17 protein-coding genes are annotated in these 17,682 nt (G+C 63.8%); 11 read left to right on the plus strand and 6 right to left on the minus strand.

What is annotated here, in order from left to right:
* Positions 1-8: 8 nt before the first annotated feature.
* A complete protein-coding gene (gene phnE / locus CKW40_RS09125; protein WP_095199589.1) occupies positions 9-980 on the plus strand; it encodes a phosphonate ABC transporter, permease protein PhnE in 972 nt (323 codons plus the stop codon).
* Positions 981-1,045: 65 nt separating this feature from the next.
* On the plus strand, positions 1,046-2,413 hold the full coding sequence (phnE, locus tag CKW40_RS09130; protein ID WP_095199746.1) for a phosphonate ABC transporter, permease protein PhnE: 1,368 nt from the start codon (positions 1,046-1,048) through the stop codon (positions 2,411-2,413).
* 236 nt (positions 2,414-2,649) lie between these two features.
* Here phnE (CKW40_RS09130) and CKW40_RS09140 read toward each other — a convergent pair whose 3' ends face one another.
* The 3 genes from CKW40_RS09140 to CKW40_RS09150 all read right to left on the minus strand — a co-directional run bounded on the left by CKW40_RS09140 (position 2,650) and on the right by CKW40_RS09150 (position 5,966).
* Positions 2,650-3,531, minus strand: coding sequence for a sugar phosphate isomerase/epimerase family protein (locus tag CKW40_RS09140; protein WP_095199590.1), 882 nt, complete (start codon positions 3,529-3,531; stop codon positions 2,650-2,652).
* Positions 3,532-3,574: 43 nt separating this feature from the next.
* Positions 3,575-4,762 carry a Gfo/Idh/MocA family protein gene (locus CKW40_RS09145; protein WP_019861283.1) on the minus strand — a complete coding sequence of 396 codons (1,188 nt, stop codon included), beginning with the start codon at positions 4,760-4,762 and terminating at the stop codon, positions 3,575-3,577.
* A gap of 148 nt (positions 4,763-4,910) precedes the next feature.
* Positions 4,911-5,966 carry a sugar phosphate isomerase/epimerase family protein gene (locus tag CKW40_RS09150; RefSeq protein WP_095199747.1) on the minus strand — a complete coding sequence of 352 codons (1,056 nt, stop codon included), beginning with the start codon at positions 5,964-5,966 and terminating at the stop codon, positions 4,911-4,913.
* Between the two features lie 400 nt (positions 5,967-6,366).
* Here CKW40_RS09150 and CKW40_RS09155 point away from each other — a divergent pair, with 400 nt between their 5' ends.
* Genes CKW40_RS09155 through CKW40_RS09175 form a run of 5 tightly spaced genes read left to right on the plus strand, consistent with a single transcriptional unit; the run spans position 6,367 to position 10,632 of the window.
* The gene (locus tag CKW40_RS09155; protein WP_095199591.1) at positions 6,367-7,254 is read left to right on the plus strand and encodes a sugar phosphate isomerase/epimerase family protein; all 888 of its coding nucleotides are present in this window, start codon (positions 6,367-6,369) and stop codon (positions 7,252-7,254) included.
* A gap of 60 nt (positions 7,255-7,314) precedes the next feature.
* Positions 7,315-8,484 (plus strand): mandelate racemase/muconate lactonizing enzyme family protein, encoded by a 1,170-nt coding sequence (locus CKW40_RS09160; RefSeq protein WP_095199592.1) that lies wholly within the window; start codon positions 7,315-7,317, stop codon positions 8,482-8,484.
* Positions 8,485-8,486: 2 nt separating this feature from the next.
* Positions 8,487-9,206, plus strand: coding sequence for a FadR/GntR family transcriptional regulator (locus CKW40_RS09165; protein ID WP_095199593.1), 720 nt, complete (start codon positions 8,487-8,489; stop codon positions 9,204-9,206).
* Between the two features lie 2 nt (positions 9,207-9,208).
* Positions 9,209-10,201 (plus strand): hydroxyacid dehydrogenase, encoded by a 993-nt coding sequence (locus tag CKW40_RS09170; protein WP_439330972.1) that lies wholly within the window; start codon positions 9,209-9,211, stop codon positions 10,199-10,201.
* Between the two features lie 41 nt (positions 10,202-10,242).
* Positions 10,243-10,632, plus strand: a complete 390-nt coding sequence (locus CKW40_RS09175) for a hypothetical protein (RefSeq protein WP_095199594.1) — start codon at positions 10,243-10,245, stop codon at positions 10,630-10,632.
* Between the two features lie 18 nt (positions 10,633-10,650).
* On the opposite strand, the gene CKW40_RS09180 is transcribed toward CKW40_RS09175, so the two are convergent.
* Entirely contained in the window at positions 10,651-11,946 is a 1,296-nt protein-coding gene (locus tag CKW40_RS09180) for an amidase (protein ID WP_095199595.1), read from the minus strand.
* A gap of 175 nt (positions 11,947-12,121) precedes the next feature.
* On the opposite strand from CKW40_RS09180, the gene CKW40_RS09185 reads away from it, so the two are divergent.
* Entirely contained in the window at positions 12,122-12,469 is a 348-nt protein-coding gene (locus CKW40_RS09185; RefSeq protein WP_095199596.1) for a GFA family protein, read from the plus strand.
* 117 nt (positions 12,470-12,586) lie between these two features.
* On the opposite strand, the gene CKW40_RS09190 is transcribed toward CKW40_RS09185, so the two are convergent.
* Positions 12,587-13,801 carry an MFS transporter gene (locus CKW40_RS09190; protein ID WP_095199597.1) on the minus strand — a complete coding sequence of 405 codons (1,215 nt, stop codon included), beginning with the start codon at positions 13,799-13,801 and terminating at the stop codon, positions 12,587-12,589.
* A 186-nt stretch (positions 13,802-13,987) separates the two neighbouring features.
* Between CKW40_RS09190 and CKW40_RS09195 the strand changes: the two genes are divergently transcribed.
* The 3 genes from CKW40_RS09195 (at position 13,988) to CKW40_RS09205 (ending at position 16,576) form a co-directional block, all read left to right on the plus strand.
* Positions 13,988-14,971: an AraC family transcriptional regulator gene (locus CKW40_RS09195; RefSeq protein WP_095199598.1), complete on the plus strand. Its 984-nt coding sequence runs from the start codon at positions 13,988-13,990 to the stop codon at positions 14,969-14,971.
* Positions 14,972-15,018: 47 nt separating this feature from the next.
* A complete protein-coding gene (locus tag CKW40_RS09200) occupies positions 15,019-15,990 on the plus strand; it encodes an AraC family transcriptional regulator (protein ID WP_095199599.1) in 972 nt (323 codons plus the stop codon).
* 154 nt (positions 15,991-16,144) lie between these two features.
* A complete protein-coding gene (locus tag CKW40_RS09205) occupies positions 16,145-16,576 on the plus strand; it encodes a DUF4437 domain-containing protein (RefSeq protein WP_095199600.1) in 432 nt (143 codons plus the stop codon).
* 4 nt (positions 16,577-16,580) lie between these two features.
* Here the strand turns inward: CKW40_RS09205 and CKW40_RS09210 are convergent, their stop codons facing one another.
* Positions 16,581-17,666, minus strand: coding sequence for an ABC transporter ATP-binding protein (locus CKW40_RS09210; RefSeq protein WP_095199601.1), 1,086 nt, complete (start codon positions 17,664-17,666; stop codon positions 16,581-16,583).
* Positions 17,667-17,682 lie beyond the last annotated feature (16 nt).

Consider the following 17,682-nt stretch of genomic DNA (forward strand, 5'->3'; position numbering starts at 1 on the left):
CTCCGATCATGACCCTTTCCGTGACAGCCCCTTCTTTGACAACCCCTTCTGGCGCCACCCACCAGATGGCCGATGCCTGGCGACGCCAGACGTCGCTGCGCCGGTTCTATACGGTGCTCGGCGTCGGCCTGCTGCTCGCCGCGATGTTCGCCAGCATGTGGTTCGCCGACGAGGCCAATGCCGGCCACTTCTTCGACCGGCTGCCGCATATTCTCGATTTCCTGAGCTGGCTCATCCCCAAGGACTGGAACGATGTCTGGCGGGCGCTGTTCGACGTTGCCTCGCCGCATGACACCGGCACGCAGGAATTCAACTTCCCGCTCGGCCGTATCTATGTCTGGGGCGGGTTCTACATCCCCGAATATTTCGAGCTGATGATCACCACGGTCAATGTCGCCCTGGTATCGACCTTCATCGGCTTCATCTTCGCCGTGCCCTTTTCCTTCATCGCGGCGCGCAACCTGACGCCCCATCCGCTGCTGCGGCTGATCGTCAAGCGCTTCATGGAGCTGCTGCGCGCCTTTCCGGAGATCGTCATTGCCGGCCTGTTCGCGGCCATCGTCTCGATCGGCCCGATCGCCGCCATCATCGCCATCGGCCTGCATTCGATCGGCGCGCTCGGCAAGCTGTTCTACGAGATCAACGAAAACATCGACATGCGTGCCGAGGAAGGCCTGCGCGCGGTCGGCGCCAACTGGTTCGAGCGGGTTCGCTTTGCCGGCCTGCCGCAGGTGCTGCCCAATTTCATGTCCTATACGTTGCTGCGCGTCGAGATCAATGTCCGCATCTCGACCATCATCGGCGCCGTCGGCGGCGGCGGCATCGGCGAGGAATTGAAGCTGTCCATCTCGCGCGGCTTCGGCGCCAAGACGCTGGCGCTGGTGCTGCTTCTGTTCACGACCATCTTCATCATCGACCAGTTTTCCGCCTGGCTGCGCCGCAAGCTGGTCGGCGAACAAGCCTTTATGATGGGGGCTTAGACCATGATCCCGAAAAGTGGGAGCCGGTTTTCGGACGAGATCATGGTCAAATGGAAAGACAAACCATGGCGACCGTGACCGCCGAGGAGATGCTGTCGATCGAGGAGCGCTATCCGCAAGTATTCCGGCGGCCGCTGTACAAGCGCTTCGCGCCGCTCTTCCTGTTCGTCGGCATCCTGACTTACCTCATCTATGTCCTGTGGTTCTTCAGCCTGCCGCAGGTGCTGCGGGAATCGCACTGGGAACGTCTGCCGCTGTTCCTGACACAATGGATCAGCTACGATTTGCAGCCTGAGTTCCGCCTCGACCAGCCGGAGATCACGCCCAAATACCCGCGCTTTTCCGCACTTGGCGAAAACCCGAACCCCGACTGGGTGATCAAGAATCCGGACGGCACCTTCACCGTGCTGATCGACGGCCCGGCAAAATCCGTCACCTTCGACAAGGCGCAGGCGACGATCGTGGCCAACGGCGAGACGGTGCCGGTTGCGCTGAGCAACGGCAAGCCTGTCATCACGGGGCCGGTGCCGGACTGGATCACCGCGCATGACGACGAAGTGGTCGCCAAGATGGGCTTCGTCGGCGAGGTGCGCGTCACCGTCGACCGCGTCAAGGTGCGCAAGCGCTTCCTCGGCTGGGCGAATTTCGTCTTCGACACACGCTCACCCTTCTTCGGCAAATCGGCCGGAGAAGTGGTCTCGCTGATCGTGTCCGGTCCCGAACTGAAGCCGGGCACCTCGAACCTCGCCCTGGCCGGCGACAACATCTGCAACAACGCCCAGTGGCAGCACGGCGACGTCTGGACGAAGCTTTTGCAGACCATCGTCATGGCGTTTCTGGGCACGCTGCTCGGCGGCATCGTCGCCTTCCCGCTTGCCTTCTTCGCCGCCCGCAACATCACGCCGAGCGGCGTGCTCAGCCAGGTGCTGAAGCGCTTCTTCGACTTCATGCGCTCGGTCGACATGCTGATCTGGGCGCTGTTCTTCACCCGCGCCTTCGGCCCCGGTCCGTTGGCCGGCAGTGCCGCGATCTTCTTCACCGAGATCGGCACGCTCGGCAAAACCTATTCCGAGGCCCTCGAAAACATCGACGACAAGCCGCGTGAAGGTGTGCTGTCGACCGGCGCCAACGGCCTTCTGGTGCAGCGCTACGGCGTGATGCCGGAAGTCATCCCGGTCTTCATCAGCCAGACGCTCTACCAGTGGGAATCCAACACCCGCGGCGCCACCATCATCGGCGCCGTCGGCGCCGGCGGCATCGGCCTGAAATTGTGGGAAGCGATGCGCACCAACTCCAACTGGGCCAACGTCTTCTACATGGTGCTGCTGATCCTGCTGGTCGTCTTCATCTTCGACAACATCTCCAACTTCCTGCGCCGCCGGCTGAGCCGGACCATCCACGACTACAACAGGATCCAGGCCGAGCAGGGATAGCTCGTCCTGTGATGCACAATTAGGCGAAAGGCCAGCGGGACAGCGCCCCCCTCTGTCCTGCCGGACATCTCCCCCACAAGGGGGGAGATCGGCCTTCATCGTGGCCTTCGCCAATTGTCCCCGTTGCAGGATTAAGCGGAGCGCCAAAGCTGCCAATCTCCCCCCTTGTGGGGGAGATGTCCGGCAGGACAGAGGGGGGCGCGAAGGATCGCCGACGTAGCTTTCCTTCAGCATCACTAGGCTTGTTGGGAGGCGCGACCAGGGCACCTAGCCGCCTTCTTCCACCCATTCCTGATATGCTTGTACCCCTCGCGATAAACCGCTTCCGGCGTCTCCGCGAAATCCCGCCACACCTTCGTTGCCGCCGCTAAATCCTTCAGCGAACGTCCAAACGACTCGATCGTCAACCACTCGTCGTAGCCGCTCTTGCGGATCGCCGCGAACGTCTCTTTCCAGGGAATGTTGCCGCGCCCCGGCACGCCGCGATCGTTCTCCGATATGTGGATGTGCACGACATTCCTGCGGTGCTTTGTGTAGGCGCCGATCGGGTCGGCCTCCTCGATATTGGCATGAAAAGTGTCGTACATCGCCTTGATGTGCGGACGGCCGATAGCATCGATGTGTTCCGACAGATCCGCCATCGTGTTGAGAAGATAACATTCGAAGCGGTTCAGCGCCTCCAGCCCGATGGTCACGTTCCGCTTGCCGGCATGGTCGCCGATGGCGCGCTGCGACGCGACGGAACGGTTCTTCTCGGCGGGTGTCGGCCCGCTGCCGGAGAAGGCGCCGAGCGTCGAGTGCAGCGGTCCGCTGAGCGTCCTGGCGCCAAGCGCATCGGCGCAATCGACAGCCCATTTCATGTAGGCGACACCGGCCTTGCGGGTCGCGGCATCCGGCGAGATCAGGTTCATCGAGGGATCGCCCATCGCCGAGACCGCGGTCCGCTCCAGCCCGATGCGATCGAGCAGGTCACCGAGCCTTTTATAGTCGTCCGGCGTGCCGGCGAAAATCGGTATCTCGACACCGTCGAAGCCCGTCGCCTTGATGTCGCGCAGCAGCGGCTCATGCTTCTTCGACACCGCCGTCGTCCACAAAAACATGCACATGCCGATTTTCATCGACAGCCCTCCCCCCGTTTGATCCCCCCGGATCATTTTTGTTTTAGAGCTTCGTCCACGCTCCATTCTTCTTCGACGATTTCACGCAGGCTTCGATGAAGGCCATGCCTTCGACGCCATCCTGGATGGTCGGGAAGACGACATCCTTTGCCGGCTTGCCACCCTTCTTGCGCGCTGCCCGGATCGCCCGCGCGGCTTCCTGGTAGATGTTGGCGAAACCTTCGAGATAGCCCTCGGGATGGCCCGACGGCACGCGGCTGACCCGGCCCGCCACCGGCAGCGCGCCGGCGCCGTTGCGGGTGATCAGCTGCTTCGGCTGACCAAATGGCGTGTACCAGAGGTAGTTCGGATCGGCCTGCACCCATTCCAGCCCGCCCTTCGAGCCATAGATGCGCAGCTTCAGCCCGTTCTCATGGCCGGGCGCCACCTGGCTGGCCCAGATCATGCCCTTGGCCGGATGCGTCTTGCCGGTGGGCTTGAAGCGCAGCATGACGTTGACATTGTCGTCGAGCAGCCGCCCCGGCACGAAGGCGTCGAGATCGGCCGACAGCGAATCCAGTTCCAGCCCGGAGACGAAACGGGCAAGGTTGTAGGCATGGGTGCCGATGTCGCCCAGCGCGCCGCCAGCACCCGCCTGCTTGGGATCGCCACGCCACGAGGCCTGCTTCTGGCCGGTGGCGGCGAGGTCCTCGGTCAGCCAGTCCTGCGGATATTCCGACTGCACGATGCGGATGTCGCCAAGCACGCCCTTGGCCACCATTTCGCGTGCCTGCCGCACCATTGGATAGGCGGTGTAGTTGTGGGTGAGCACGAACACCTTGCCGGTCTTCTCGACGATCGCCGCGAGCTTCTTCGCCTCGGCCAGCGTCGTCGCCAGCGGCTTGTCGCAGATCACGTGGATGCCGGCCTCGAGAAAAGCCTTGGCTGCCGGTACGTGCACATTGTTCGGCGTGACGATCGCCACCGCCTCGATGCCGTCAGGGCGCTTGGCCTCGGCCTTGGCCATCTCGGCATAGGAGGCGTAGCTGCGGTCCGGATCGAGCCCGAGTTCGGCGGCCGACGCCTTGGCACGCTCGGGATTCGCCGACAGCGCACCGGCCACCAGCACGAACTCATTGTCCAAGCGTGCCGCGATCCGGTGCACCGCCCCGATGAAGGCGCCTTGCCCGCCGCCGACCATGCCGTAGCGGATCGGGCCGCCTCCCGTTTCCGACTTCGATGCGCCGACCATGTTTTTTCTCCTGGCTGTTACCTCCCCCTTGAGGGGAGGTCGATCCGCGCAGCGGATCGGGTGGGGTCGTAGAGGGCAGAACTCGGCCTGAACCGACCCCACCCGGCCCTTCGGGCCACCCTCCCCTCAAGAGGGAGGGAAAGTAGCGCTAGATACCCATCATCGCGCGCAGCAGCTTCTTGTCGGTGGTGCCGCTGGCAAAATCGTCGAATGCCCTTTCCGTCACGCGGATAATGTGATGCTGGATGAAAGGCGCCCCTTCGGCCGCGCCGTCTTCGGGATGCTTCAGGCAGCACTCCCATTCCAGCACCGCCCAGGAATCGTAATTGTACTGCGTCAGCTTGGAGAAGATGCCACCGAAATCCACCTGCCCGTCGCCGAGCGAACGGAAGCGGCCGGCACGGTTGGTCCAGCTCTGATAGCCGGAATAAACGCCTTGCCGCCCGGTCGGGTTGAACTCGGCGTCCTTGACGTGGAACGCCTTGATGCGCTCGTGATAGATGTCGATGAATTCGAGATAATCGAGCTGCTGCAGTAGGAAGTGCGACGGGTCGTAGTTGATGTTGCAGCGCTTGTGGCCGCCGACTGCATCAAGGAACATCTCGAAGGTCGCGCCGTCGAAAACGTCCTCAGAGGGGTGAATTTCGTAGCCGACATCGACGCCATTGTCCTCATAGACATCGAGGATCGGCTTCCAGCGCTTGCCGAGTTCGCCAAAGGCCTCCTCGATCAGTCCGGCCGGCCGCTGCGGGAAGGGATAGAGGTAAGGAAAAGCCAGCGAGCCGGTGAACGACACCGAAGCATTCAACCCGAGATTGCGCGATGCCTTGGCGCCGAACTTCATCTGCTCGACCGCCCATTTCTGCCGCGCCTTCGGATTGTTGTGGACCGAGGCCGGCGCGAAACCATCCATCTGGGCGTCATAGGCAGGGTGCACCGCCACCAACTGCCCCTGCAGATGCGTCGACAATTCCGTGATCTCGACGCCGGCATCGGCACAGATGCCCTTCACCTCGTCGCAATAAGCCTTGGAAGAGGCTGCTTTCTTGAGATCGAACAGCCGCGCGTCCCAGGTCGGGATCTGCACGCCTTTATAACCGAGACCGGCGGCCCATTTGGTGATCGAGGCCAGCGAATTGAATGGCGCTGCGTCACCCGCGAACTGCGCCAGAAACAGTCCAGGGCCCTTCATTGTCGTCGGCATCGGCATCCTCCCTCATTGTGTCGCGACCAAGCATAGCGCCGATTGGAAGCAGGGCCAGCCATTTTGGTCTTTTCGCATCGGGCGCTTTGCAGGCACTGCCATTCTGGTATTACCAAATAGCGGAATTTGGTCAAGCCTCGCAATACATCCTCAAAGCCCTCGGCACGTCAGAAATATCGGCATATATCGCAATACAATCAATGGAATAATTCGCACAAAAAGTTGCGCCGCCGCACTTCTTGCCGTTCCAGGCAATTTGCTGTAGACCTCGCTTCAGGCCCAATTGGTCGAACCAGTTTGCGAAAAAAGGCTGGGGATGCCTTGGGGAGGAACCCTGCGTCGCCTTTTGGCGATGCATGTCGCAGGCAAACCATACGGACGAATTTGGGAAGGACAGACCATGCATCTTTCGACGCACAACTGGATGCGCGCGGAGCCGTTGGAGGTGACGCTGAAGCGCATCAAGAAATTTGGCTATGAGTCGATCGAGATTTCCGGCGAGCCCGAGCAGTACAAGACCAAGGAGACGCGGTCGCTCTTGAAGGAGCATGGCATTCGCTGCTGGGGCGCGGTGACCTTGATGCTGGGCGAACGCAACCTTGCCGCCAAGAACCAGGGACAGCGCGAGCGCTCGGTGCAGTATGTCAAGGACGTGCTGACTATGGTCAGCGAACTTGATGGCGAGATTATCACCCTGGTTCCGGCGACCGTCGGCAAGGTGGTGCCGGATGGTACCGAGGAAGAGGAATGGAAGTGGGTGGTCGATGCGACCCGCGAATGCTTCACCCATGCCAAGAAGGTCGGCGTCAAGATCGCCGTCGAGCCGCTCAACCGCTTCGAGACCTATCTGTTCAATCGCGGCGCTCAGGCCCTGGCGCTGGCAGACGCGGTCAGCCCCGAATGCGGCGTCTGCCTCGACGCCTACCACATTCATATGGAAGAATTTAACGTCCATGACGCCATCCGTCAGGTCGGCAAGCGCCTGTTCGACTTCCATGTCGCCGACAACAACCGCTTCGCCGCCGGCCTCGGCCAGATCGACTGGCCCAGGATCGTCGCCACCTTGAAGGAAGTCGGCTACGACGGCGCGCTGACCAACGAGTTCGTCGCCCCGGTAGACCGCACGCCGGCAGCGCCCTATCCCGAAATGGTCGAGCGCCACCCGGTCGATATCTCGCCTGAGCAGCTGAAGTTCATCCAGGACCACGGCTCCAGCGTGCTCACCGAAAAATTCTACACCGACCAGATGCGCATCACGGCCGAAACGCTGCTGCCGCTGATCAAGTAGTCGACCGCTTCCTGGGAATTTGCCCTTTCGCCCTGACAGGCGGCAGGGCTGGGGAAAGACATGCGCATCAAGACCGTCCAAGCCTGGTGGGTCCGCATCCCGATCGAAGCCGCGCGGCAGCACCGCAGCGACTTCGGCCAGGTGACGACCTTCGACGCCGCCATCCTGCGCATCGAAACCGATGACGGGCTGGTCGGCTGGGGCGAAGGCAAGAACGCCGCCGGCAGCGCCGGCAGCTACGGCGCCCTTGTCCATATGCTGAACCATGAGGTCGGGCCGCAGCTGATCGGCCGCGATCCGGCCGATATCGGCATCATCTGGGAGATGCTCTACAATGGCGTGCGCCATGACAGCGCCGCGCGCGCCGGCCACGCCATGCCGCAACTGGCGCGGCGCGGCATGAGCATCGCCGCCATCAGCGCCATCGACATCGCGCTGTGGGATATCCTCGGCAAGTCGCTCGGCCAGCCGGTCTGGCGGCTGCTCGGCGGCCGCAAGGTCGACCGCATGCAGGCCTATGCCTCGGGCGGCTGGGCCTCGGCAGATGCTATCGGCGAACAGTTGAAATCCTACATCGCCCGGGGCGGCTTCAAGGCGCTGAAGATGCGGGTCGGCGCCATGGATGGCGCCGCACACATTTCCGCTGCCCGTGTCCGTGCAGCGCGCCAGGCGCTCGGCCCCGATGTCGAGCTGATGGTCGACGCCCACGGCACCTATACGGTTGCCGAAGCCAAACGCTTCATCCATCTCGTCAGCGACCTCGATCTCGCCTGGTTCGAGGAACCCGTGATCGCCGACGACAAGCCGGGCATGGCGGAAGTGCGTGCCTCCGGCGCCGTGCCGATCGCCACCGGCGAAAGCGAGGCGACGCGCTACGCCTTCCGCGACCTCGCCGTGCTCAAGGCGGCCGACATCTTCCAGCCCGACCCCGCCTTCTGCGGCGGCATCAGCGAGGCGATGAAGATCGGCACCATCGCCAGCGCCTTCAATCTGCGCTTCGCGCCGCATCTGTGGGCCGGCGCGCCCTGCTTCTTCGCTGGCTTGCATGTCTGCGCCGCCTCGCCATCGAGCTTCACCGTCGAATATTCGCTCGGCGCCAACCCGATGATCCACGATCTGATCGAAGAGACTGTCGAAGCAACGGACGGTATGATAGCGATCCCGGAAAAGCCCGGATTGGGGTTCACCGTTTCGGAGCGATTCCTGGAGGCGCACGCGCAACGCAATTGACGATGAAAGAAAAGAACCTTCTCGCGGAACTCGCCGCCTATCTGTTCTCCCACTCGGACAGCGAGACCGGCCGCACCCCGTCGGAGCGTGAGCTGGCGGAGCATTTTGGCGTCAGCCGCGGCCAGATCCGCGAGGCGCTGGCCATCCTGGAAGCCATGCGCATCGTCGAGCGCCGCGCCAAGTCCGGCATCTACATCGACACCAAGCAGGCGAGCGTCGAGGCGCTGGCGCTGTTCGCGCGTGCCGGCCTGCCGCTCGATCCCTTGCAGATTTACGAGACGGTCGAATTGCGCAAGATCCACGAGATCAAGGCCGCCGAGCTTGCCTGCTCGCGCGCCACCGAGGAGAATTTCGAGCGGCTGCGCGAAATCCTCAAAGCTTCCGAGGAACGCATCGCCGCCGGCGAAGGCCTGGCCAAGGAGGACCGCGAGTTCCACCTGGAGATCGTGCGCGCCACCAAGAACAGCGTCTTCCACAACATCTGCAGCGTCTACTATCTGATGGGCGAACAGCGCCTGCCGATCTACTTCAACGATCCTGAACGCAGCGTGCGCTCGCATGCCGAGCATGTGCAGATCTACGAGGCGCTGCTGCGCCGCGACGGCAATCTCGCCCAGGCGCTGATGAGCGCCCATCTGCAAGGCGCGGAGAGCTACTGGAAGGGCCTGATCGAGGGCGGCAAGGCGGTTGCGCCCGCGAGCGCCGTACTCGAAAAGGCCTGATCGTGGCCCAGACCGTGCCGAAGATCCTGTCGACCCATCCGCTGCACCCGCGTGCTTCGGCCAGGCTTGCCGGTGCCGGCCAGCTTGTGATCGCATCGGCGCTCGATCCCGCCACCTTGACCAGGGAAGCCAAGGACGCCGACATCGTCATCGTGCGTGCGCCGCTGCCGCCGGCGCTGTTCGAGGGCGCCTGGAAGCTGCGTGCTGCCATCCGCCATGGCGCCGGGCTCGACATGATCCCGATGGAAGCGGCGGCCGCCGCCGGCGTGCTGGTGGCCAACGTACCGGCGGTCAATGCGCGCTCGGTGGCCGAACATGTCATGTTCACCGCACTTGCGCTGCTGCGGCAATTCCGCAGAGTCGACCGCGACCTGCGCGCCAAAGGCTGGCTCGCCGGACGCGAGCATGCCAACGCCAACATCGAACTCGCCGGCAAGACGATCGGCATTGTCGGCCTCGGCGCCGTCGGCCAGGCCGTCGGCCATATCGCGGCGCACGGTTTCGACCTGAAGGTGGTGGCAACGACGCGCAGCATGCAGCCGGCGCCCGAAAAAGTCGGCTTCCTGTCGATCGACGCGCTGGTCGAGCAGAGCGATATCATCGTGCTCTGCTGTCCGCTGACGCCGGAGACGCGCGGCCTGATCAGCCGCGAGCGCATCGCCCGCATGAAACCCACTGCGCTTTTGATCAACGTGTCGCGCGGGCCGGTGGTCGATGACGACGCGCTGATCGAGGCCTTGCGGGAGGGCCGCATCGGCGGTGCAGCACTCGACGTGTTTTCGACGCAGCCGCTGCCGTCAAATCATCCCTATTTCGGCTTCGACAACGTCATCATCACCCCGCATATGGCGGGCATTACCGAGGAATCGATGATGCGCATGGGCGTCGGCGCGGCCCGCGAAGCCTTGCTGGTGCTGGCGGGCAAGCTGCCGGTCAATCTGCGCAATCCGGAAGTGGTCGATCACTACCGACAGCGGTTTCCGCCCGACATATAGCGGATCGCGGTTTCGCCCCAATTCTCCGCGACGGTGCTGCCATGTCCAGTCTTCGCCTTGCATTGCTGGTTGCCGCAGCCTCATCCATCTGCACCATGCCGGCATTCGCCGCGGCCGAGAGCAGTTACGTCTATTGCGACAACGGATTGCGCTGCTTCAAGGCGCCCTGCCCGTCGAACAGCGCGCTCGACCTTGCCACCGGCGCGATCATCAAAGGCGTGTCGATCGACACCAGCGGCTTGCCGCAGGCCGACAAGGCGATAGTGGATCAGTCCGGCGTGCTTTACAGCGGCGAGATCGTCGTCAGAGGCTCGATCGAGCAACGCGCCCAGACCATCACCGGCAAGGATTACAGCCTGCCCTGGCTGGTCGCGACCCGCATCGTGCGCACCGCCAAGGACAGCGAACGCAAGCACTGTTCGGCGCACTGACTATCCGGCATTTGCCGATCAGCCGCCCAGCAGCCTCTCCACTTCAGCAGCAATCCGCAGCAGATGCCGGTCATGGCCGTTGCGCGCGACCAACATCAGTCCGGCCGGCAGCGCCATGCCGGGCATCGGTAACGAGATCGCGCAGAGGTCGAACTGGTTGGCGACCTGCGTGTTGCGCAGCAGCAGGCCTTCGACGTGGTCGCGCAGTTCGTCATCCTCGGCCAGGGAAGAGATGGTCGGCGCCGTCGCCGGCGTGGTTGGCAGAGCCAGCACATCGACCGATGTCAACCGCTCATCCATGGCGGCTGCCAGAGCGGTGCGGCGGCGCAGGGCCCTGATATAGACCGGCGCCGGCAGCATCGCCGCCCGCGACAGCGGCCCGCTGACATGCGGATCGACTGGCACCGCTGCACCCGTCGCCAGCCAGTCGGCATGAATCTCGGCTCCTTCCATCGCGGCGATCGAGCCACGCTTGGTGGCCGCGCGCAGCTCCGCGATCATGTCATCGATGGACAGATCCGCAATGCGTGCGCCAGCCTGCTCGATCTGGCCAAGACAACGCTCGAAGGCCTCGGCGACCTTGTCTTCCGTATCCTCGAAGAGAACGTCACGCGGCACACCGACACGAAGCCTGGCGAGCGATATGGCCGCCAACTCGCTCGGCACCTCGCCGGCCATCACCGCGTCTGCGGCGGCACATTGCGCGACGGTTCGGGCAAGCGGCCCGATAGAGTCCAGTGTGCCCGACAGCGGAAAAGCGCCAGAGAGCGGCACGCGCCGCGCCGTCGGCTTGAAGCCAACGACACCGTTGAGCGCCGCCGGAATGCGGATCGACCCGCCGGTGTCGGATCCGATCGAGGCTTCGCTCGTCCCCTCACCCACAGACACTCCTGCACCTGAGGACGAACCGCCCGGAATGCGGCTGGCATCGGCGGCATTGCCGGGCGTGCCGTAATGCATGTTGTCGCCGATCGCGGTGAAGGCGAATTCGGTCATGTTGGTCTTGCCGATAATGACCGCACCGGCCTGCCGCAGCCGGCTGACGATGGCGGCATCGCGCACTGCGGGCGTGGCGGTCTTTCGCATCAGCGAGCCGGCCGTGGTCGCCTCGCCGGCGACATCGAACAGATCCTTGATCGAAACGATGGCGCCGTCGAGCGGCCCGAGCGTCACGCCGGCTCGGCCGCGGGCGTCGCTGGCGTCAGCCGCGGCACGCGCCGCTTCGGTATAGAGCTTCGTATAGACCTTTTCGTCAGCCGCACGATTGGCAAGACGTGACAGGATGATTTCGAGACGGTCGCGGATGGATTGCATGTCGATGTCGGACTCCGCCAGGATGGAACGTCTTTAAAGCAATTCCAGGAAAAGTGTGTAGCGGTTTTCCGTCCGGAATTGCGAAAAAACAATGACTTAACGCAGCCAGTTGGGCTTGCGGAAGGGATAGCCCGGCCAGCGTGCCTTTGCACCTGCCAGCGATAGGAAGATACTGATGCTGTACAAAGGCAGCTGCCACTGTGGCAAGGTCGCCTTCCAGTTCAAGGCGGAACTGACGGGCGCCGTGCGGTGCAATTGTTCGATCTGCTCGCGCAAGGGCGCGCTGTTATGCGCCATCCCGCATGAGAGCCTGACGGTCCTCGCCTGGGGCGATGATCTGGGCACCTATACATTCGGCAACCACGCCATGGCGCACCGCTTCTGCCGCACCTGCGGCATCCATCCTTTCGCCGAGGACGTCCGTGAAGGCAGTGAACGCAGCGCCTATGTCAACCTCAACTGCGTTGCCGACATCGACCCGTCCACCTTGTCGATCTTCGATTTCGACGGGCGCGCGGTCTAAAGCCAACGGCATGCCGCCGCATCTGGCTGCGATGCGTTCGTCGCCGCCGTCACAACAAACAGCGGCCCGAAAACCATGATGGTTCCCGGGCCGCAGGATAGGTCGGAGATGAGAGAACTAGTCTGCCTGCTTCGGGCCGCGTAGGAACACCACGATGGCCGCCAGCAGTGTTGCGGCGCCGCAATAGGCGAAGGCGCTGGCGACGCCGGCATGGTCGACCAGCAAGCCGCCGACGACGGCGCCCAGCGCAATCGCCACCTGGAAGGTCGCCACCATCAGCCCGCCGGCGCTTTCGGCCTGGTCGGGTGCTGCCCGCACCAGCCAGCTCTGCAGCCCGACCGGCACCGCGCCGAAGGCAAAGCCCCAGGCGGCGACGGCAGCCGCGGCGATCGCAGGCGACGCGCCGAAGATCAGCATCGAGGCGGCCGCGAGCGCAATCAGCAGGGGCGCCAGCGCCACGGCTATCTTGAGGTTGCGCTCAGCCAGGAAGCCACCGGCGATATTGCCGAAGAACCCGCCTATGCCATAGGCCAGCAGCACCAGCGAGATCGTCTCTATGTGGAGCACCGGCACCTTTTCGAGGAAGGGGCGCACATAGGTGAAGCCGGCAAAGTGCCCGGATGCCACCAGCAGCACAACCAGCAGGGCCACCCGGATCGACGGCCGCTCCAGCACATCGAGCAAGGTGCGGAAGCTCGCGACACCCATCGGCGGCAGCTTCGGAATGGTGGCCAATTGCACCAGCAGCGCCAACGCGCCGACGATGGTCGCGATCATGAACGCCGTGCGCCAGCCCCAGATGTCGCCGACATAGGCGCCGACCGGGGCGGCGGTGACCGTGGCCAGGGAAACGCCGGTCAGGATGATCGACATGGCGCGCGGCATCAGCCGCATCGGCACCAGCCGCAATGCCATGGCCGCCGACATCGCCCAGAAGCCGCCCAGCGCCACGCCGAGCACGACGCGAGCCAGCAACAGCATGGGCAGCGACGAGGCAAAGGTGGCGAGGAGGTTGGACAGGATGAGGAACGACGTCAGCATCCACATCACCAGCCTGCGATCCATGCGTCTGGTGATGATGGCCATGGTGGGTGCGGCAATGGCGCCGACGATGGCGGTTGCCGTCACCGCTTGCCCGGCGACACCTTCGGTGACGCCGAGATCGCGCGCCATCGGCGTCAGCAGGCTGGCGGGCAGGAATTCGGCGGTGACGAGGCCGAACACCCCGAGCGCCAGCGAGACCACGGCACCCCATGCCGGCTCGGTTCGTTCATCGATGTCTGCGGGATTCAGAAGTGCGGCGTCGATGACATCAGTCGCGGGTTCGGCCATGGTCAGTCTCCGATCTGTTTGCAGCGCCACATAGGGAATGACCGGCCGGGGCTCCACCCGTTCCATGCCTTGCCGTGATGGCTTGGCTATGGGGCTGATCTCCGGCTTGTTTGCGGCGCAACATTTGGCTGCACTGCAACAACATAGGGAGTGACGGTCTGGAGTTTCCATGCTAGAAACCCCATTATGTTTGACCGTTCGTCCAGAATTCCGATCACCGGCGACCCGCTGACGGACATATTGCGCGGCCTGCGCCTCGACGGCGTCGAATATGGCCGCTTCGAGCTGAAGGAGCCCTGGGGCATCCAATTCCCGGCCCAGCCGGCGGCACGGTTTCATTTCATCGGCCGCAAAGGCTGCTGGCTGAAGCAGCCGTCCGGCGAATGGGTGGAGATCAATGCCGGCGATGCGATCCTGCTGCCGCGCGGTGCGGCCCATGTGCTTGCCAGCGAACCCGGCGCGCAGGCCTGGCCGATCCATGGCTATGAAGTCGAGGAGGTCTGCAAGGACGTCTACTGCATGTCGAACGAAGGCATGTCGGAGTGCTGCCGGCCGGGAACTTTGTTGTTCTGCGGCAGCATGTACTTCAATCTTGACGGCTTGCACCCCCTGCTCGGCATGATGCCGGATGTGATGCGCACACATGAGCTGGAGGCCTATGAACCGGGCATTCCGCATCTGCTGGAATCGATGGCGCGCGAAGTGACGATGGAGCGCGTCGGTTCCGGCGGCATCCTGGCGCGGCTGGCTGACGTGCTGGCCGCCACAGTCATCCGCTCATGGGTCGAACGCGGCTGCGGCGACTCCTCCGGCTGGATCGCCGCCGTCAGGGACCGCGACATCGGCCGCGTGTTGGCCGCCATCCATCTCGAACCCGACCATGACTGGACGGTCGAGTCGCTCGCCCGCATGATGGGCGCTTCGCGCTCGGGCTTTGCCGAGCGTTTCGCCACCATCGTCGGCGAGACGCCGGCAAGATATGTCACCCAGGTCAGGATGCATCAGGCGCGGCAATGGCTGGTCCGCGACCGCATGAAAATCTCCGTCGTTGCCGCCCGCCTTGGCTATGAATCGGACGCCGCCTTCAGCCGTGCCTTCAAGCGCGTCATCGGTTCGGCGCCCAGCCACCTGCGCGCCGAGGAACAGGCCGACATCCGCCAGGCCGGGTAAGGCAAGGTTGGCCGTGACTGACGGGTGATTCCACGCTAGAAACCGGCATGGATTTCACGTCATCCGAGGGTGTCTCGCCGGCTTCGGGCGGTCCGCTGACCGACATGCTGCGTGGGTTGCGGCTTGATGGCGTCGATTACGGCCGCTGCGAACTTGGCGAGCCATGGGCCGTGCTCTTTCCAGCCCAGGAGGCGGCGCGGTTCCACTTCGTCGGCCGGCGCGGATGCTGGCTGTTTTCGCCATCCAGGCAATGGCTGGAGCTCAAAGCCGGCGATGCGCTGCTGTTGCCGCGCGGCGCCGAGCACATCCTCGCCAGCGCGCCGGGCGTCCATGCCGTGCCGATCGAAAGCTACAGCATCGAGCCGTTGCAGGACAACGTCTACGCCGTCTCGAACGGCGGCCATGGCGCGAAAACCCTGCTGTTTTGCGGCAGCATGCGCTTCAATCTGGGTGGATCGCATCCTGTGCTCGCCATGATGCCGGACATGATGCGCGCCCGGGAATTGATGGTGGGCGAGCCGGGCATTCCGCACCTTCTGGAAGCGATGGCCAGCGAAGTGACCGGCAATCGCGCCGGCTCGGGCGGCATACTGGCTCGGCTCGCCGACGTGTTGGCAGCAAGCATCATCCGCTCATGGGTGGAGAACGGCAGCGGCGATACCACCGGCTGGACCGCGGCGATCAGGGATCGCGACGTCGGCCGCGTGCTGGTGGCCATTCATCGCCAGCCCGACCGGAACTGGACAGTCGAAGCCCTCGCCCACGAAATGGGTGCCTCACGTTCAGCCTTCGCCGAACGTTTCACGGCAATCGTCGGCGAGACACCAGCGAAATATGTCGCCAGCGTGCGCATGCACCAGGCACGGCAATGGCTGATCGAAGACCGGATGCGGATTTCGGTGGTGGCCGCCAGACTGGGTTACGAGTCCGAAGCATCGTTCAGCCGGGCGTTCAAGCGGATCGTCGGCACGGCGCCCAGCCATTTGCGCACCGGCAACGGCACCTCCGAGCAACACTGAGGCCACACCCGGACTTTACGCTGGATTGCCGTATCTGGATGAATTGCCAAGTCTTCCGGACGCAATGTCATTGCCGGGCTGACTGCATGCAATAGCTTGCCGTTGCCAAGCAATGAGGAGCCGTCGGCAAAGTCGGCTCAAGGGGAGAAGAGCCATGCCAAGCCACCTGAAGATCCTGACGCTCGCCGCCATGCTCGTCGTCTCCGAACGCGCCTTCGCCCTTGAGGACAGCTATCTTCCGGCCGACAAGATCCCCTATGTCGCCGAAGTGCCCGGTCAGCCGCACCGCCTTGGCCCCCTGTGGGGCGAAAGGGCCAAGGGCCCTGCAGGAACCTTGCTGAAAGTCCCGGGCAACTGGCGCGCTCCCGTTCACGCGCACACCGCCGACTACCGCGCGGTGGTCATAAAGGGGCTGTGGGCGCATTGGCAGATGCAGGGCGGCGAGGCGACCAAGGTCGAACTGCCGCCGGGATCCTACTGGACCCAGAAGGCCGATGAGATGCATGACGATGCTTGCCTGTCCGACACCGAGTGCGTGATCCTGCTGATCAACGACACGCCTTACGAGACCTACTTCGCGAAGTAACGCTCTATCCGGCGTGCCGCAAGCTGACACCGCTGCCCTTGTCGAACAGCACCACCTTGTCCGGGTTCCAGGCAAAGCGCACCGGCTGCTCGATGGCGACGTCGGTCCTGGCCGGCACCGTGGCGCGCAATGTCGTGTCGCCGACGCGCAGCGTCAGGATCTTCTCGACGCCATGGTTCTCGACATCGTGGACGCGCGCTTCGACCGGAGCGCCGCTTTCCAGATAGACATCTTCCGGACGAATGCCGAAGACGAGCGGGCGACCATCGGTCGCCGCACTCGCCTTGGCTCCCCCTGAAAAAGGCAGTTCGAAATTCAGCGGCGCCATCACCGCGCGACCGTTCACGAGCTTACCGTCGATCAGGTTCATCGGCGGCGAGCCGACGAAGCTCGCCACATAGGTGTCACGCGGATTGTTGTAGATCTCCTGCGGCGTGCCGGTCTGGACGATGCGGCCATGGTTCAAGACGCCGACCTTGTCGCCCATCGACATCGCCTCGATCTGGTCGTGGGTAACGAACAGGAAGGTCGCACCGAGCTGCATCTGCAGGTTCTTCAGCTCCGTGCGCAACGCCTCGCGCAGCTTGGCGTCGAGCGCCGACAGTGGCTCGTCCATCAGGAACACGCGCGGCTTGCGCACGATGGCGCGGCCGATGGAGACGCGCTGCATCTCGCCGCCGGACAGACGGTCGGTCTTGCGGTCGAGCAGATGCTCGATGCGCAGAGTGCGGGCGGCGCGATCGACGCGATCCTTGATCTCGGCATCGGGCAGCCTGCGGATCTTCGGCTTCAGCGGGAATTCGAGATTTTCGCGCACCGTGTAGCGCGGATAGAGCGAATATTGCTGCAGCACCAGCGCCACATCGCGCTCGGCGGCACCCCAATCGGCGACGTCGACGCCGTCGATCAGGACCTGGCCTTCCGTCGGCTTCTCCAGCCCGGCGATCAACCGCAGCGTCGTCGTCTTGCCTGCACCCGTCTCGCCAAGCAGCACGAAGAACTCGCCATCGGCGATTTCGAGGTTGAGGCTTGTCAGCGCGGTGTGGCCACCGAACTTCTTGGTGATGTTCTTCAGTTCGATATGGGCCATGTTACCGTCTCAATTT

The organism is Mesorhizobium carmichaelinearum (assembly GCF_900199455.1).
Taxonomy (GTDB): Bacteria; Pseudomonadota; Alphaproteobacteria; order Rhizobiales; family Rhizobiaceae; genus Mesorhizobium; species Mesorhizobium carmichaelinearum.

Excerpts from the sequence above, each read along its gene's own strand:
- phnE (WP_095199589.1), top strand. The coding sequence starts at position 9 with ATGACCCTTTCCGTGACAGCCCCTTCTTTGACAACCCCTTCTGGCGCC.
- phnE (WP_095199746.1), top strand. The coding sequence starts at position 1,046 with ATGGCGACCGTGACCGCCGAGGAGATGCTGTCGATCGAGGAGCGCTAT.
- CKW40_RS09140 (WP_095199590.1), bottom strand. The coding sequence starts at position 3,531 with ATGAAAATCGGCATGTGCATGTTTTTGTGGACGACGGCGGTGTCGAAG.
- CKW40_RS09145 (WP_019861283.1), bottom strand. The coding sequence starts at position 4,762 with ATGGTCGGCGCATCGAAGTCGGAAACGGGAGGCGGCCCGATCCGCTAC.
- CKW40_RS09150 (WP_095199747.1), bottom strand. The coding sequence starts at position 5,966 with ATGCCGACGACAATGAAGGGCCCTGGACTGTTTCTGGCGCAGTTCGCG.
- CKW40_RS09155 (WP_095199591.1), top strand. The coding sequence starts at position 6,367 with ATGCATCTTTCGACGCACAACTGGATGCGCGCGGAGCCGTTGGAGGTG.
- CKW40_RS09160 (WP_095199592.1), top strand. The coding sequence starts at position 7,315 with ATGCGCATCAAGACCGTCCAAGCCTGGTGGGTCCGCATCCCGATCGAA.
- CKW40_RS09165 (WP_095199593.1), top strand. The coding sequence starts at position 8,487 with ATGAAAGAAAAGAACCTTCTCGCGGAACTCGCCGCCTATCTGTTCTCC.
- CKW40_RS09175 (WP_095199594.1), top strand. The coding sequence starts at position 10,243 with ATGTCCAGTCTTCGCCTTGCATTGCTGGTTGCCGCAGCCTCATCCATC.
- CKW40_RS09180 (WP_095199595.1), bottom strand. The coding sequence starts at position 11,946 with ATGCAATCCATCCGCGACCGTCTCGAAATCATCCTGTCACGTCTTGCC.
- CKW40_RS09185 (WP_095199596.1), top strand. The coding sequence starts at position 12,122 with ATGCTGTACAAAGGCAGCTGCCACTGTGGCAAGGTCGCCTTCCAGTTC.
- CKW40_RS09190 (WP_095199597.1), bottom strand. The coding sequence starts at position 13,801 with ATGGCCGAACCCGCGACTGATGTCATCGACGCCGCACTTCTGAATCCC.
- CKW40_RS09195 (WP_095199598.1), top strand. The coding sequence starts at position 13,988 with ATGTTTGACCGTTCGTCCAGAATTCCGATCACCGGCGACCCGCTGACG.
- CKW40_RS09200 (WP_095199599.1), top strand. The coding sequence starts at position 15,019 with ATGGATTTCACGTCATCCGAGGGTGTCTCGCCGGCTTCGGGCGGTCCG.
- CKW40_RS09205 (WP_095199600.1), top strand. The coding sequence starts at position 16,145 with ATGCCAAGCCACCTGAAGATCCTGACGCTCGCCGCCATGCTCGTCGTC.
- CKW40_RS09210 (WP_095199601.1), bottom strand. The coding sequence starts at position 17,666 with ATGGCCCATATCGAACTGAAGAACATCACCAAGAAGTTCGGTGGCCAC.